The 13,271-nt window shown below is 67.0% G+C and carries 12 protein-coding genes; 10 read left to right on the top strand and 2 right to left on the bottom strand.

The window, feature by feature from the left end:
• Positions 1-65: 65 nt before the first annotated feature.
• Together AC1DSF_RS07280 and AC1DSF_RS07275 are read left to right on the top strand one after the other, a co-directional pair.
• Positions 66-1,625 carry a cation:proton antiporter gene (locus AC1DSF_RS07280; protein WP_478143208.1) on the top strand — a complete coding sequence of 520 codons (1,560 nt, stop codon included), beginning with the start codon at positions 66-68 and terminating at the stop codon, positions 1,623-1,625.
• 129 nt (positions 1,626-1,754) lie between these two features.
• Positions 1,755-1,943 (top strand): hypothetical protein, encoded by a 189-nt coding sequence (locus tag AC1DSF_RS07275; protein ID WP_478182516.1) that lies wholly within the window; start codon positions 1,755-1,757, stop codon positions 1,941-1,943.
• 6 nt (positions 1,944-1,949) lie between these two features.
• Here the strand turns inward: AC1DSF_RS07275 and AC1DSF_RS07270 are convergent, their stop codons facing one another.
• Positions 1,950-2,927, bottom strand: a complete 978-nt coding sequence (locus AC1DSF_RS07270; protein WP_478182515.1) for a DMT family transporter — start codon at positions 2,925-2,927, stop codon at positions 1,950-1,952.
• A 133-nt stretch (positions 2,928-3,060) separates the two neighbouring features.
• Between AC1DSF_RS07270 and AC1DSF_RS07265 the strand changes: the two genes are divergently transcribed.
• Positions 3,061-3,939, top strand: coding sequence for a LysR family transcriptional regulator (locus AC1DSF_RS07265; RefSeq protein WP_478182514.1), 879 nt, complete (start codon positions 3,061-3,063; stop codon positions 3,937-3,939).
• Positions 3,940-3,984: 45 nt separating this feature from the next.
• Positions 3,985-4,986 carry a hypothetical protein gene (locus AC1DSF_RS07260; protein WP_478182513.1) on the top strand — a complete coding sequence of 334 codons (1,002 nt, stop codon included), beginning with the start codon at positions 3,985-3,987 and terminating at the stop codon, positions 4,984-4,986.
• On the opposite strand, the gene pdxR is transcribed toward AC1DSF_RS07260, so the two are convergent.
• Complete coding sequence (gene pdxR, locus AC1DSF_RS07255) at positions 4,974-6,485, bottom strand: MocR-like pyridoxine biosynthesis transcription factor PdxR (RefSeq protein WP_478182512.1); 1,512 nt, start codon at positions 6,483-6,485, stop codon at positions 4,974-4,976. The two genes, AC1DSF_RS07260 and pdxR, sit on opposite strands and share 13 nt — an antisense overlap.
• A gap of 122 nt (positions 6,486-6,607) precedes the next feature.
• Between pdxR and AC1DSF_RS07250 the strand changes: the two genes are divergently transcribed.
• The 6 genes from AC1DSF_RS07250 to AC1DSF_RS07225 all read left to right on the top strand — a co-directional run bounded on the left by AC1DSF_RS07250 (position 6,608) and on the right by AC1DSF_RS07225 (position 13,270).
• Positions 6,608-7,711: a mandelate racemase/muconate lactonizing enzyme family protein gene (locus AC1DSF_RS07250; protein WP_478182511.1), complete on the top strand. Its 1,104-nt coding sequence runs from the start codon at positions 6,608-6,610 to the stop codon at positions 7,709-7,711.
• Entirely contained in the window at positions 7,708-9,204 is a 1,497-nt protein-coding gene (locus tag AC1DSF_RS07245) for an aldehyde dehydrogenase family protein (RefSeq protein ID WP_478182510.1), read from the top strand. The genes AC1DSF_RS07250 and AC1DSF_RS07245 overlap by 4 nt, the downstream gene beginning before the upstream one ends.
• Positions 9,205-9,276: 72 nt before the next feature.
• Positions 9,277-10,344, top strand: a complete 1,068-nt coding sequence (locus AC1DSF_RS07240; protein WP_478182509.1) for an ABC transporter substrate-binding protein — start codon at positions 9,277-9,279, stop codon at positions 10,342-10,344.
• A 78-nt stretch (positions 10,345-10,422) separates the two neighbouring features.
• Positions 10,423-11,517 carry an ABC transporter ATP-binding protein gene (locus AC1DSF_RS07235; protein ID WP_478182508.1) on the top strand — a complete coding sequence of 365 codons (1,095 nt, stop codon included), beginning with the start codon at positions 10,423-10,425 and terminating at the stop codon, positions 11,515-11,517.
• A complete protein-coding gene (locus AC1DSF_RS07230; RefSeq protein WP_478182507.1) occupies positions 11,514-12,446 on the top strand; it encodes an ABC transporter permease in 933 nt (310 codons plus the stop codon). Before AC1DSF_RS07235 ends, AC1DSF_RS07230 begins: the two co-directional genes overlap by 4 nt.
• Positions 12,443-13,270 (top strand): ABC transporter permease, encoded by an 828-nt coding sequence (locus AC1DSF_RS07225; RefSeq protein WP_478182506.1) that lies wholly within the window; start codon positions 12,443-12,445, stop codon positions 13,268-13,270. Before AC1DSF_RS07230 ends, AC1DSF_RS07225 begins: the two co-directional genes overlap by 4 nt.
• Position 13,271 lies beyond the last annotated feature (1 nt).

Here is a 13,271-nt window from a genome sequence, read left to right as displayed (position 1 = left end):
CGCAACGCGTCGCAGTCTGGAGGCGGTAGCATGCCGCCTCGAAAAAAACTCATCGCGACGCAATCATGGCCACTTTCGAATGGATCATCATGCTGCTGCTTGGCGCGGCGCTGCTCGCCGCGCTCGCACGCAAGGTGGGCGCACCGTATCCGACCTTTCTTGCGCTCGGTGGTGCCGCGCTCGCGTTCGTTCCCGCCAGCCCGAACTGGACGCTCGATCCGCAACTCGCGCTGACGCTCTTCGTCGCGCCGGTGCTGCTCGATGCGGCATACGACACCTCCTTGCGCGACCTGCGCCTGAACTGGCGCCCGATCGCCGGGCTTGTGCTTGCGGCGGTAGGCACCACGGTGCTGGCAGTCGCACTTGTCGCGCGTTGGCTGGTGCCCGAGATGCCGTGGCCGGTGGCCATTGCATTGGGCGCGATCGTCGCGCCGCCTGATGCCGCCGCCGCAACAGCGGTTATGCGGCAGGTCAAGCTGCCGCACAAGCTGCTGAAAATCCTCGAAGGCGAGAGCCTGTTGAACGACGCGAGTGCGCTGCTGGTCTACCGGCTCGCGATCATGAGCGTGGTGGCGGGCCATCTGGGCTTCGGCAGTTTCGCGCCGGTGTTCCTGCTGACGGTGTTCGGCAGCCTCGCGGCCGGCGTCGGTTGCGCGTTCGTGTTGCGGCCGCTGACGAGCGGGCTTCGTGAGGTGCCCATTGCGCTGATCATTCAGTTCTCGCTCACGTTCGGGGTCTGGATTGCCGCCGAGGCGATCGGTCTTTCCGGCATCTTGACGCTGGTGGCCTATGCCATGACGGTGGCGCGCCGCGGTGGCACGCAAATGCCGGCGCACATGCGCGTGCCGATCTTCGCTGTGTGGGAGACGGTGGTCTTCGTTCTCAACGCGTTTGCGTTCGTGCTGATCGGCATGCAGTTGCGGCCTATCTGGCAGCGTCTTGAAGCCGGTGGCTCGCGCAATGATGCGGTCGTCACCGCGGCGGTGGTGCTCTGCGTCACTATCGCCGCGCGCTTTGCATGGGTGATGAGCTACAAGGTGCTGACGCATCGCCGTGCAAGCCGCGAGGATGTTCCGGCCCGGCCCGTCGTCGGCAGTGCGGTGGTGCTCTCGTGGGCGGGGATGCGCGGCATCGTCACGCTGGCGGCGGCCTTTGCCATTCCGGAGACGCTTCCGAACGGTTCGCCCTTTCCCTATCGCGATCTCATCTTGCTGTGCGCGTTTGCAGTGGTGCTCGGCACGCTGGTGCTTCAGGGACTGACCATCGGCCCTCTGATCAAGCGCCTGGGCCTGACGGACGACGATCCCGTCGGTCGCGAAGTGCGCCTGGGGCGCGCGAATGCGTACGGCGCGCTGCTCGATGCAATCAAGGACGACGAGACGTTGCCTGCGAAGCTGCTTCGCAAGGAATACGGCGCGGTGGTCGAACTGAACACCAGCGAATCTCGCGAGGCGACGATCGACGAAGTCCCCGGCGGGCCGCTCAGGCGTCGCGCCATCGCGGTCGCCCGGCAGCGTGCCTTCGAGATGCGGCGCGATGATGTCATCGGCGACGATGCGTTTCGGGTGCTGGTGCAGGAACTCGATTGGGCTGAATTGAGCGCGGGCGGCGGCAGGCGCGATTGATGCCGCGTCAGGCGCCTTCTGGTGGGCGCCTTCTTCTTTCATTGATGTCCAGTCCGCATCAATGCTGCCCGCCGTTTTCATCGAAGCAAGCGCCGCCCCGGCCCTACGATGAAGCACGAGGTGGCAGTCATGACAATGGACTTTCAACGTGCAGAGGTCGCGGGCGACAACAAGGGCGGCGACGCGATCGCGGAATTCTTCGCCCACAGCGCCGAGGACAGGTACTGCGGCTGGGATCTGTTCGCGAACCTGGCTCACTGGGCAAGCGTCTCGGCCGGCATTGCATTCATGGTGGCAGCCGGCCTCGATCTCTTCTAGCCCGCTTCAGGAAGCCGCGCGGCAGACTCCCGATGCTGCGAGCGCCGCTGGCCGATTGAGGCGCGCGGACGCAGCGGCTGTGCGGGTGCTCGCGGGATGGATCAGAAGTGCAGCAACGACCATGGACATTCCCAGGAGTTCGTTCGCCGAAGGCAGCTTGCCGAGCGCGACGCTCATCAACAGCGCCGAGACGGGGACGAAGTTCAGGAAAGCGGTGCCGGTGACAGCGCCCATGGTGCGTACGCCGTAGTTGAAGGCAAGCACGGCCACCGCCGAAGAAATCAGGCCCACGTAGGCCAGCGCGTGCCACGACAGCATCAGTCCGGAGGCGCTCGGAACATCGGCCACTCCCGTGGCGGTGGCGACCACGGCACCCAGCGCAAGCAGCGGCCATGAGGCGACGACGGTGAGTGCGCTGTATTCGACGACATCGAGCCTGTCGGCAAACTGCGCGGCGCCGCGTGTGTACCAGACCCACCCGAGCGTGCCGAAGAAGGCCATCGCATCGCCGAAGGCAGTGGACTCGCCGGTGCCCGCGCCATGCGGCGACAAGACGCCGGAGACGATGACGACACCGGCCAATGCGAGCAGGCTCGTCAGGACGGTGACCCTGGAGGGGCGAATGCCGTCGAGCGCCCAGCGCAGCAACTGCGTCGTCATCGGCGTGGTGGCCATGATGATCGCCCCGTGCGACGGTACCGAATGCGCGAGCCCGGTCAGCAGCATCACGCTGAAGACCCCGAAGCCCGCCAAGCCTCGCATTGCAAGCGGAACCGCATACGCTTGCAGCTTGATCCACGGCGCGGCGCCGCGTGGCGCCAGCAGCGCGACAAAGAGCATCGCTGACAGGCTGTAGCGGATCAGCGTGAGCCAGAAGGGGTCGACGTGGTGCAGCACGCCCTTGCTGACGAGGAACATGCCGCCCCAGGCGGATGTGGCAAGCAGCAGTGCGGCAATGCCGAGCGTACGGGGATGATTTGTCATGGAGTGCCTCAGGCATTGAATTCGATGCCTGGAGCATGGGCGCGGAAGCGGCCGGCGACCATTCGTTTCTTTGGACCGGGGCCTCAGGAAAAGCGAATGGCCGAAGGCCCGCGATGCACGCACAATTTGCCGCATGGAGCTCTACCAACTCAAGACCTTCGTCGCCATCGCGCGCGAAGGCAGCCTGACGCGCGCTGCCGAACGCGTCTTCACCAGTGCGCCGGCGGTGAGCGCGCAACTCAAGGCACTGGAGGACGAACTGGGCGTGAAGCTCTTCGACCGCACCCCGCGTGGCATGACGCCGACCGAAGCCGGCGTGGGCCTGCTCGAAGAAGCCGAGCGCACCTTGGCCTCGGCAACGCGCATGCGGTCGACGGCGGAGCAGATTCGCGGCGCCGCGCAGGGCGTCGTTCGCTTCGGCACCGTGGTCGACCCAGTGGCGCTGCGGCTGGGCGATGTGCTGGTGAAGCTGGCCGAGCGACATCCGCAGGTCACGCTGCAACTGCAACAGGGGCTGTCGCACCAGACGCTGGAAGGCGTGCGGCGCGGCGAGCTGGACTGCGCCTACGCCCTGAGTGACAGCGAAGAGATCGAGGGCCTGGTCGTGCAGCGCCTCGGCATCGTCGACTTGGTCGTCACGCTGCCGCCGCCGCTTGCGAAGGCGCATCCGGCGCTCACCCTCGAATCACTCACCACCCTGCCGTGGGTCGGCACGCCGGCCTCGTGCATCCTGCGCGCGCATCTGGACGGCCTCTTCGCGAGCATTGGCCGCGAGTACCGTCCGACGCAGACGGCCGACAGCGAAACCGCCATGCGCGCGATGGTCGCCAGCGGACTTGGCGCCGGGCTCTTGCGTCTCGATCAAGCCGAGCAGGGCGAGCGACAGGGTGAGCTCTCCATCTGGCAAGGATGGCGTTCGCACACCTGGCTATGCTGGGTTGCGCCTGCCGGCGGCAAGCGCACCGCGGCGGTCGACGCGGTCAGGGGCGCGGTGCTCGAAGCCTGGGCTTGACGACCGGCGCTTCAAACGCGCGCTCCGCAGCGTTAACCTAGCGCCATGGACGCTCTTGCTTTGCAGCGCAATCTTGTCGGCGCACCGATCGGGCCCCCTCCACCGGCACCCGACCTGCCCACGCCATTGCCACCCGCCCCACCTCCGCCGCCGCCGCCCGTGGTCGATCCACCCGCGGCAGATCCTCCACTGGTGGAGCCCGGCGCGCCGGCGCCGGTGGCCGATCCGCCGCCCGGCGCGTCCGCCATCGGGGCGCTCGGGGTGCTCGGACGCGTACACGCGCGACGGTTGCGCGAGGTCTATCGGTCGGCCGGCTGGCCGTGCTGCGATGCGATCGAGATCGACCTGCTCGCCGCTGGGCTTCTGGAACGCGTGCGGTCCGCGCACGGCCACGAAACGCTGCGCGTGACCGACGCAGGCATCGCGCACATCGCGACTTCGCTGGTCATCCATCGCGGGGCGCTCTCGCGGCACGAGGCGCTCGTGGAGCGGATCGCACGCGAGATGACGCGGGCAGGGCGCATCGCATGGCGGGGACTCAGCCTCCGCGCGCGGCTCGCGCCCGTTCCCGGAGACGACAAGGCCCGATGGTGCATTGCGCGACCGGATGTGTTTTCGATCCGCAACACCAGTGTGGAGGCTTATGCGCAACCTGTCGTGCATGAGGTCAAGGTGAGCCGGGCCGATCTTCTGAGCGACTTGCGCAAGCCCGACAAGCGTGCGGCCTATCTCGACCTGGGCGGCGAATGCTGGTACGTGCTGGGCTGCGATGCGCGCGGGAGGCCGATCGGCGAGCCGGACGAGATTCCGGCGGAATGCGGCGTGCTGGTCGCGCAGGCGGAGCGGCTGGTCGTGGCGCGTGCGGCCGTCCACCGTGCCCTCCCGCGCATGCCTTTCGGCATCTGGATGGCGCTTGCGAAGGCGCAGCCTGTGGCGGGGTTCGAGGACGAAGTGCAGGATTCCCTGACCGGCATCGACGGTCATCCATCATTGACCGGCAACGACGGTCATCCATCATTGACCGACCACGACGGTCAACGCGCGTGAATCGATCGCGCCTCCAGCACCTTCGCGAGCACTTCCACCCCGGCCGAGATGGCCGCCGGCGGAACACTGCCGAAGCCCAGCACCAGTCCGTTGTCATTGACCTGCGTCAGCGCGAAGCGCCCGATGGGCGACGTGCTGATGCCGTGCAGTTCGGCGTCGCGGGCGATCGCGCCCTCGGAGACATGACGGGGTAGCTGCGCGATCGTGTGCAGCCCGCCATGCGTGGGCACGATGTCGAGCAGTCCGCCCAATCGCGCGCGGCAGGTGTCGACCAGGGTTTCATGCCGCTCCAGATAGAGTTGCCGCATGCGGCGCAGATGGGCCGAAAAATGGCCCTCGTCAATGAACTCGGCGACCACCGCCTGCGTGTGCGAAGGCACGCCCTGCAGGAAGTGGCTCATGATGATCCTGAAGGTGTCGACCAGCGCGGGCGGCGCCAGCAGGTAGCCCAGCCGCAGCGCCGGAAACAGCGACTTGCTGAAGGTGCCCACATAGATCACGCGGCCGGTGGTGTCCACGCTCTTGAGCGTCGGCGGCGGACGCCCGCGGAAGAAGAACTCGCCGTCGTAGTCGTCCTCGATGATCCAGGCGCCCGCGCGCTCCGCCGCATGCAGCAGCCCGAAACGGCGCTCCAGGCTCATCACATTGCCCAGCGGCTGCTGGTGCGAAGGCGTGACGAAGGCCAGCCGGAAGCGCGGCGCCAGGCGAAGGCCCTCGCTCACGCGCAGGCCTTCGTCATCGACGGGCACAGGCACCAGCTCGGCGCCGGTCGCGATCAAGCTGTTGCGTGCACCGATCGCGCCCGGGTTCTCGAACCAGACCTTGTCGCCCGGATTCAGCAGTGTCGAGCCGATCAGGTGAAAGGCCTGCTGGGCGCCGCCGACGATGAAGAGTTGCTCGGGGTCGCAGGTAATACCGCGGTTGGCGCGCAGGTGCGAGGCAATCGCGCGGCGCAGCTGCGGCGATCCGTTGGGGTCGCCATAGCCCATGAGCTCGTCGCGCCCGCCACGCAGGTACTTGGCGGACAGCCGCGCCCACTGGGCCTGCGGGAAGGCGTCGAAGGCGGGCAGCGCAGTCGTGAAGGCGCGGGTCACGTGCGGGAGCCGCTGGCGGGTGCCGAAGCGCTGCACCGCCTGCTGCATCACGGTCGAGAGCACCGGCGGCTCGGGCCGCGGGGCGGCCTGCGTCGACTTCGATGCCGGCTTCAGGGGCAACGGGCGAGCCGCGGCCAGCACGGCACTCACGAAGGTGCCGGCGCCGGTGCGCGACTCGACCAGCCCTTCGGCGCCAAGGCGGTCGAAGACTTCGATCACGGTGGTCCGCGAGACGCCGATCTGCTTGGCCAGGGTACGGCTGGCGGGCAATCGGTCGCCGGCATTGAAGCCGCCGCTCAGGATCATCTCGCGCAGCGCGACGCACAGGCGAGTGCTGATCGGCTGCTGCGAACCAGGGTCGATGCGCAGCGAAAGCAGCAATGATCCGCCGGCGCGTTTGACCATGGAATCTCCTCGTTGTCGTTTTCAAAATGGTATCAGTCAAACATCAGAATGGACCTGTCTTGCAGGCCACTTCGCGCCCAACATGGAGGCCTTGCTTCCATCGGTTCCACCGGTTCCGCCTCATGAAGATCCTGAAGATCGAGACCTTTTCCAATCGCCATGTCGGTTTCGTGCGGGTGACCGGCGAAGACGGTCGCCAGGGCTGGGGCCAGGTCTCGCCTTACAACGCCGACATCAGCTCGCAGGTGCTGCACCGCCAGGTCGCGCCCTGGTCACTGGGCCAGGACGATGAGGATCTGGATGCGCTGGCCGACCACATCGCCGAGCGCGAACACAAGTTCCCGAGCGCCTATCTGTACCGGGCGATCGGCGGCCTCGACACCGCCTTGTGGGACTTGCGTGGCAAGCGCGCAGGCAAGAGCGTGTGCGAACTGCTGGGCGGCACGCCGGGGCCGCTGCGCGCCTATGCCTCGTCGATGAAGCGCGACATCCAGCCGCAAGACGAAGCTCGCCGTCTGCTGGCGTTGCGCGACCGGGATGGCTTCGACGCCTTCAAGTTCCGTGTCGGCGCCGAGTGCGGCCACGACATCGACGAATGGCCGGGCCGCACCGAGGAGATCGTGCCCACGATGCGGCGCGCGCTCGGCGGCGCCGCGCTCCTTGTCGATGGCAACAGCGGCTTCTCGCCGGCCCGGGCCATCGAGGTCGGCGCCCTGCTGCAGGACCAGGGCATCGAGCACTTCGAGGAGCCGTGCCCCTATTGGGAACTCGACCAGACGCGGCAGGTGCGTGAGGCGCTCACGCTGGACGTCACCGGCGGCGAGCAGGACTGCTATCTCCCGATGTGGAAGCACATGATCGCGAGCCACACGGTGGACATCGTGCAGCCCGACGTCTGCTATGTGGGTGGCATCTCGCGCACCTTGCGCGTGGCGCGGATGGCGGCCGAAGCCGGCCTGCCGTGTACCCCGCACAGCGCCAACCTTTCCATGGTCACTGTGTTCACCATGCACATGCTGCGCGCCATTCCGAATGCGGGGAAGTACCTCGAATTCTCGATCGAGGGCGCCGACTATTACCCATGGCAGGAAGGCCTGTTCGTGCGCGCGCCTTATGCGGTGCGCGACGGCCATGTCACAGTCCCGGACGAACCCGGGTGGGGCGTGGAAATCGACCCGGAATGGTTGGCGCGCTCCAGCTACCAGCTCTCGGAGTTGGGCCGATGAACGCCGAGCTTCAGGCACTCGTGCGCGAGGCCCAGGCCACGGGCCGCATCTCAGGCCTGCCGGGTGAACACTTCATCGACGGCCGCTTCACGCCTTCTGCGCAAGGCGCGCGCATGGAGACTTTCGACCCGGGCACGGGCCAGGCTTTTTCGAGCTTTGCCGTGGGCGATGCCGACGATGTCGATGGTGCGGTGCGTGCCTCGCAGGCTGCGCTGCGGGGCCCGTGGCGCGCACTCGCACCGGCGCAGCGAGGGCGCCTGTTGTCGCGCATCGCCGAGCGCATCCGCGCCTCGGCCAACCGGCTCGCGGTGGCGGAGACTCTCGACTCGGGCAAGCGCCTGTCGGAGGCGCAGGCCGACGTCGCCGGCGCGGCCGCTACCTTCGAGTACTACGCGGGTGCCTGCGACAAGCACCAGGGCGACAGCATTCCGCTGGGCGCCGATCACCTGGCCTACACGCTCAACGAGCCGGTCGGCGTCACGGCCCACATCATTCCCTGGAACTACCCGCTCTCGACCGCTGCGCGCGGCATGGCGCCCGCGCTCGCTGCCGGCTGCACGGTCGTCGCCAAGCCGGCCGAGCAGACGCCCCTCACGGCGCTGATGCTGGCCGCGCTGTGCGGGGAGGCGGGCCTGCCCGATGGCGTCTGCAACGTGGTTACCGGCACCGGCGCCGGGGCCGGTGCGGCGCTGGTGCGGCATCCGGGCGTGCAGCACATCAGCTTCACGGGATCGGTGGCGACCGGCATTCAGGTCATGCAGGCGGCCGCGGCGCACGTCACGCGACTGGTGCTCGAACTCGGCGGCAAGTCGCCCGTGGTGGTGCTTGCCGATTGCGACGTGGATGCGGCGATCGAGGGCGTGCTCGGCGCGATCTACGAGAACGCGGGCCAGATCTGCTCGGCCGGCTCGCGGCTGGTCATTGCGCGCGAGATCCATGAGGCCTTCGTCGAGCGCCTGCGGGCGCGGGTCGAGGCGATGACGTTGGCACATGGCCTGCGCGACACCGGCATGGGCCCAGTGAATTCGTTCGCACACCGGGAAAAGATCGCGGGCTACGTCGATAGAGCGCGTGAGCGCGGCGTGTGCGTGCGCACCGGCGGCCAGGCCTGCGCCGATCCGCTGACTGGGCGCGGCTGGTTCTACCAGCCCACCATCCTGGACGACCTGGAGCCGCAGGACGAGGCGGTGCAAGAAGAGATCTTCGGTCCGGTCCTTGCCGTGCAGGTCTTCGACGACCTGGAGGAGGCGGTGGCGCTGGCCAACGGCACCGCCTTCGGGTTGGTCGCCGGCATCTACACCGGTAGCTTCTCGGCGGCGCATCGGCTCGCACGCGACATCGACGCGGGGCAGGTCTTCATCAATGAGTATTTCGCTGGCGGCATCGCGGTGCCCTTCGGCGGCAACAAGCTGTCGGGCTTCGGCCGCGAAAAGGGCATGGAGGCGTTGCGCAGCTACAGCCGCATCAAGTCGGTGGCGGCACGTATCGCATGATCGGAATCGGCGACGCCGGACCTCGCCGCGTTGGGAATGACTGTGCAAGATGATTCGACAAGGAGTGAATCCATGAAGAGACTTTCGATCCGCAGGCGACTGACGCTGGGAACCCTCGCCGCGTTGAGTGTGTTGCTGGCCGGGCATGCCGCCGCGCAGCAGCAGTTGACCATCGTGTCCTTCGGCGGCGCTTTCCAGGAGGCGCAGATGAAGGCCAAGTGGGCCCCGGCAGCAAAGGCATTGGGCATCACGCTCAAGGAGGAAACGTACACCGGCATCGCCGACCTGCGCCTGAAGGCCAAGGCCGGCGCGGTGAGTTGGGACATCGTGGGCAGCGGCGCCGGCAGTGCCGCACGCGCGGGCGCTGAAGGTCTGCTGGAGCCGATCGACTACAAGACCGTCGACGTCTCGACCTTTGGGCCCGGACTGGCCACCGAATACTGCGTGGGCGGCACCGTGTTCTCCAACGTCTTTGCCTACAACACCAAGACCTATCCGGAGGGTCGTCCGCAGCCGCAGACCTGGGCCGATTTCTGGGACGTGAAGAAATTTCCCGGCAAGCGCTCTTACCGAAACGCGGTGGCCGGCTCGCTCGAGCCAGCGCTGATGGCCGACGGCGTGCCGCCCGAGAAGGTCTACGAAGTGTTGTCGGCTCCCGGCGGCATCGAGCGTGCGCTCAAGAAGATCAAGGACCTGAAGCCCAGCATCGCAGTGTGGTGGTCCTCCGGCGCGCAGCACGCGCAGCTCATGAAGGACGGCGAGGTGGACATGGTGACCGGCTGGAACGGCCGCTTCGACGGCGTCATCAAGGACGGCGGAAACGTCAAGTACGGCTACGACCAGGCGATCCTCGACGTCGATTGCTACGCCGTGCCCAAGGGCGCGCCGAACCAGGCGCTCGCCATGAAGTTCCTGAACGAGATCGGCAAGCCGCAGTACCAGGCGGAACTCGTGAAGTACATCAACTACGGCCCGACCAACAAGAAGACCTTCGAGGGCAGCGCCATCGACCCGGCAGTGGCCAAGGGCCTGCCCACTTATCCTCAGAACGCCGCGAAGCAGATCCTGCTGGATCCCGCCTGGTACCTGAAGAACGAAGCCCGTGCGGCCCAGATGTACCAGAACATGCTGACGGAGTAGCCCGCGCAGGGCGGGCTCCTCGATACTTGGCGGCCCGCGCGGCGGACTGCACAAACTTTCCAGAAAGCAGGTTGATGCATGGTGCGCAATTCGTCGCTGCCGATCTCGATGCGCCAGGTGACCAAGAAGTACGGCAACGTCTTTGCGCTCGACCATGTCGACCTGGACATCCGCAGCGGTGAATTCCTGACCCTGCTCGGGCCCTCGGGCTCGGGCAAGACTACGCTCCTGACCGTGCTGGCCGGCTTCACCCGGCCCGACCATGGCAGCCTGAAATTCGGCGATGCCGAGATGATCGCCACGCCGCCGCACAAGCGCGGCGTGGGCATGGTGTTCCAGAACTACGCGCTTTTCCCGCACATGAGCGTGGCGGACAACGTGGCGTTCGCGCTGCGGCTGCGCGGGGTGAGCCGCCGAGAGAGCGCAGAGCGCGTGGAAAAGGCCCTGGAGATGGTGCGACTCGGCGGCTACGGCGCGCGTGCCATCGACCAGTTGTCGGGCGGCCAGCGCCAGCGCGTGGCGCTGGCCCGCGCAATGGTCTTCGAGCCGCGCATCATGCTGATGGACGAACCGCTGTCGGCACTCGACAAGCAATTGCGCGAGCACATGCAGATCGAACTGCGCCAACTGCACGACAAGCTCGGCATGACCACCGTCTACGTGACGCACGACCAGCGCGAGGCGCTTACGATGTCGGACCGCATCGCCGTCGTGAATGGCGGCCGCATCGTGCAGCTCGACACGCCGCGTGCCATCTACGAGCGCCCGTCTCATCGCTTCGTGGCCGAATTCATCGGCGAATCGACCTTCGTGCCGGTGACGGTGGAGCAGGGGCGGGTCATGCTGGCCGAGCGCACGCTGCGTGCGGCCGAGCATCCTGGCGCCGATGGCGCGCGGCTGTTGATGTTGCGTCCTGAGCGCTTGCGCTTGCTGGCGGCGGGGCAGGCCGACACCGACCTTGAGCTGAATGTCTTCGATGGCAGGCTGGTGGCGCAGGTGTACCAGGGTGACAGCGCCTTGCTGAACGTAGCGCTCGACGATGGCACGATGATCTGGCTGCGCCATGCCATCCATGCCACCGGCCAATCGCCACCCGAGCAGGGCGCTGCAGTGCGGCTGGGCCTGAGTGCGCAGGACACCGTGCTGCTGCCGCCCGAAGGAGTGGCGTCGTGACGGCGCTGGCCGCCGCGTGTGCGGATCCGCTGCCTGCACAAGGCCGCGCCGAGCCCAACGCGCAGACACTGCGCCGCGTCGCGCAATGGGAGCGGCTGGGCCTGCTCGGGCTGGTCGCGCCGGCGCTGGTACTGATCGCGGTCACGATGCTGGTGCCGGTCGCCTGGCTGTTCTACCTGTCGCTGTTGTCCGATAGCGGTCAGTGGACTCTCGAGAACTACCAGCGGATGTGGGAGCAGCCCTCGTACTGGCGCACCTTCGCGACCACCTTCCAGGTCAGCCTGATGACCACCGGCCTGTGCATGCTGATCGGCTATCCGCTGGCCTATTGCCTGTCCGAGTTGCCGCGGCGGGCGGCCAACCTCTGCATGATCGCCGTGCTTCTGCCACTGTGGACATCGTTGCTGGTGCGCACCTACGCGTGGCTGGTGCTCCTGCAGCGCAAGGGGCTGATCAATGAATGGGGGATTGCGCTGGGCTTGTGGGAAGAGCCGCTGGCACTGGTGCACAACCTCACCGGTACGCTGATCGGCACGGTGCACGTGATGCTGCCTTTCCTGATCCTGCCGCTGTATTCATGCATGCGCGCCATCGACCGCGACTACCTCAAGGCCGCTGCCAACCTGGGTGCTTCGCCGGCACGCACCTTCTGGCTGGTGTTCCTGCCGCTGTCGCTGCCGGGCCTGAGCAGCGGCGCAGTGATCGTCTTCATTCTGTGCCTGGGCTTCTACATCACGCCGGCGGTACTCGGAGGCGGCAAGGTGATCATGGTGTCGAGCCGCATCGCCAACGACATTGAAGTGTTCTTCAACTGGGGAGCGGCCAGTGCGCTGGGTGTGGTGCTGCTGGTGCTCACGGTGGCGGTCATCATGCTCGCATCGAAGCTGATGGGTGCGCGCGGCCTGTTCGGCGGGCAGGAGGCCCGATGAGCATGCTCGATTGGCTCAGGCGGCCGGTGACGCAGACCCAGGTCACGCGCGGCGGGCGGCTCTGGCTCTACGCGCTGGCGGGGCTCGTGATGCTGTTCCTGGTGATTCCGACCTTGATCGTGATCCCGATGTCGTTCTCAGCCTCGCAGTACCTCGAGTTTCCGCCGCGCGAGTGGTCGCTGCGCTGGTACACGAGCTACTTCGCTTCGCCGTCCTGGATGCAGGCAACCGCGACCTCGCTCAAGGCAGCGGCGCTGACCACGCTGGTGGCGACGCCGCTCGGCACGATGGCCGCCTATGGCTTGCATGCCTCGCGCTGGCGTTTCGCGGGGCTGATGACGATGCTGCTGCTGACGCCGATGGTGGTGCCCGTGATCCTGATCGGCATCGGCGTGTTCTACGCCTACGTGAAGCTCAAGCTGGTGAACACGCTGCTGGGCCTGGCGCTCGCGCACAGCATGCTCGCGGTGCCGGTCGTCATGATGGTGGTCGCGTCGGCGCTGAAGTCTTTCGACCTGAACCAGGAGCTGGTCGCCCGCAGCCTGGGCGCCTCGCGGCTGCGCGCCTTCTGGCTGGTGACGCTTCCGCAGATTCGCTTCGGCGTGGTGACCGCTGCCGTGCTGGCTTTCCTGACCTCTTTCGACGAGGTGGTGGTGTCGCTTTTCGTCTCGGGCGGCGACCATTCGACCTTGACGCGCAACATGTTCAATGCGCTGCGCGATCAGGTCGATCCGACCATCGGCGCGATCTCGACGTTGATCATTTCCGTGTCGTCGCTGCTGCTGGTTTTCACCCAGTTCATCGGAAAACGGGATGTGCGCTGAA

This window comes from Variovorax sp. 01N429 (assembly GCF_056399425.1).
The sequence above is the reverse complement of the archived record's forward strand: the minus strand, read 5'-3'. Positions and strand labels throughout refer to the sequence as shown.

Coding starts and splice junctions, on each gene's coding strand:
- AC1DSF_RS07280 (WP_478143208.1), top strand. CDS start 66: ATGGCCACTTTCGAATGGATCATCATGCTGCTGCTTGGCGCGGCGCTG.
- AC1DSF_RS07275 (WP_478182516.1), top strand. CDS start 1,755: ATGACAATGGACTTTCAACGTGCAGAGGTCGCGGGCGACAACAAGGGC.
- AC1DSF_RS07270 (WP_478182515.1), bottom strand. CDS start 2,927: ATGACAAATCATCCCCGTACGCTCGGCATTGCCGCACTGCTGCTTGCC.
- AC1DSF_RS07265 (WP_478182514.1), top strand. CDS start 3,061: ATGGAGCTCTACCAACTCAAGACCTTCGTCGCCATCGCGCGCGAAGGC.
- AC1DSF_RS07260 (WP_478182513.1), top strand. CDS start 3,985: ATGGACGCTCTTGCTTTGCAGCGCAATCTTGTCGGCGCACCGATCGGG.
- pdxR (WP_478182512.1), bottom strand. CDS start 6,485: ATGGTCAAACGCGCCGGCGGATCATTGCTGCTTTCGCTGCGCATCGAC.
- AC1DSF_RS07250 (WP_478182511.1), top strand. CDS start 6,608: ATGAAGATCCTGAAGATCGAGACCTTTTCCAATCGCCATGTCGGTTTC.
- AC1DSF_RS07245 (WP_478182510.1), top strand. CDS start 7,708: ATGAACGCCGAGCTTCAGGCACTCGTGCGCGAGGCCCAGGCCACGGGC.
- AC1DSF_RS07240 (WP_478182509.1), top strand. CDS start 9,277: ATGAAGAGACTTTCGATCCGCAGGCGACTGACGCTGGGAACCCTCGCC.
- AC1DSF_RS07235 (WP_478182508.1), top strand. CDS start 10,423: ATGGTGCGCAATTCGTCGCTGCCGATCTCGATGCGCCAGGTGACCAAG.
- AC1DSF_RS07225 (WP_478182506.1), top strand. CDS start 12,443: ATGAGCATGCTCGATTGGCTCAGGCGGCCGGTGACGCAGACCCAGGTC.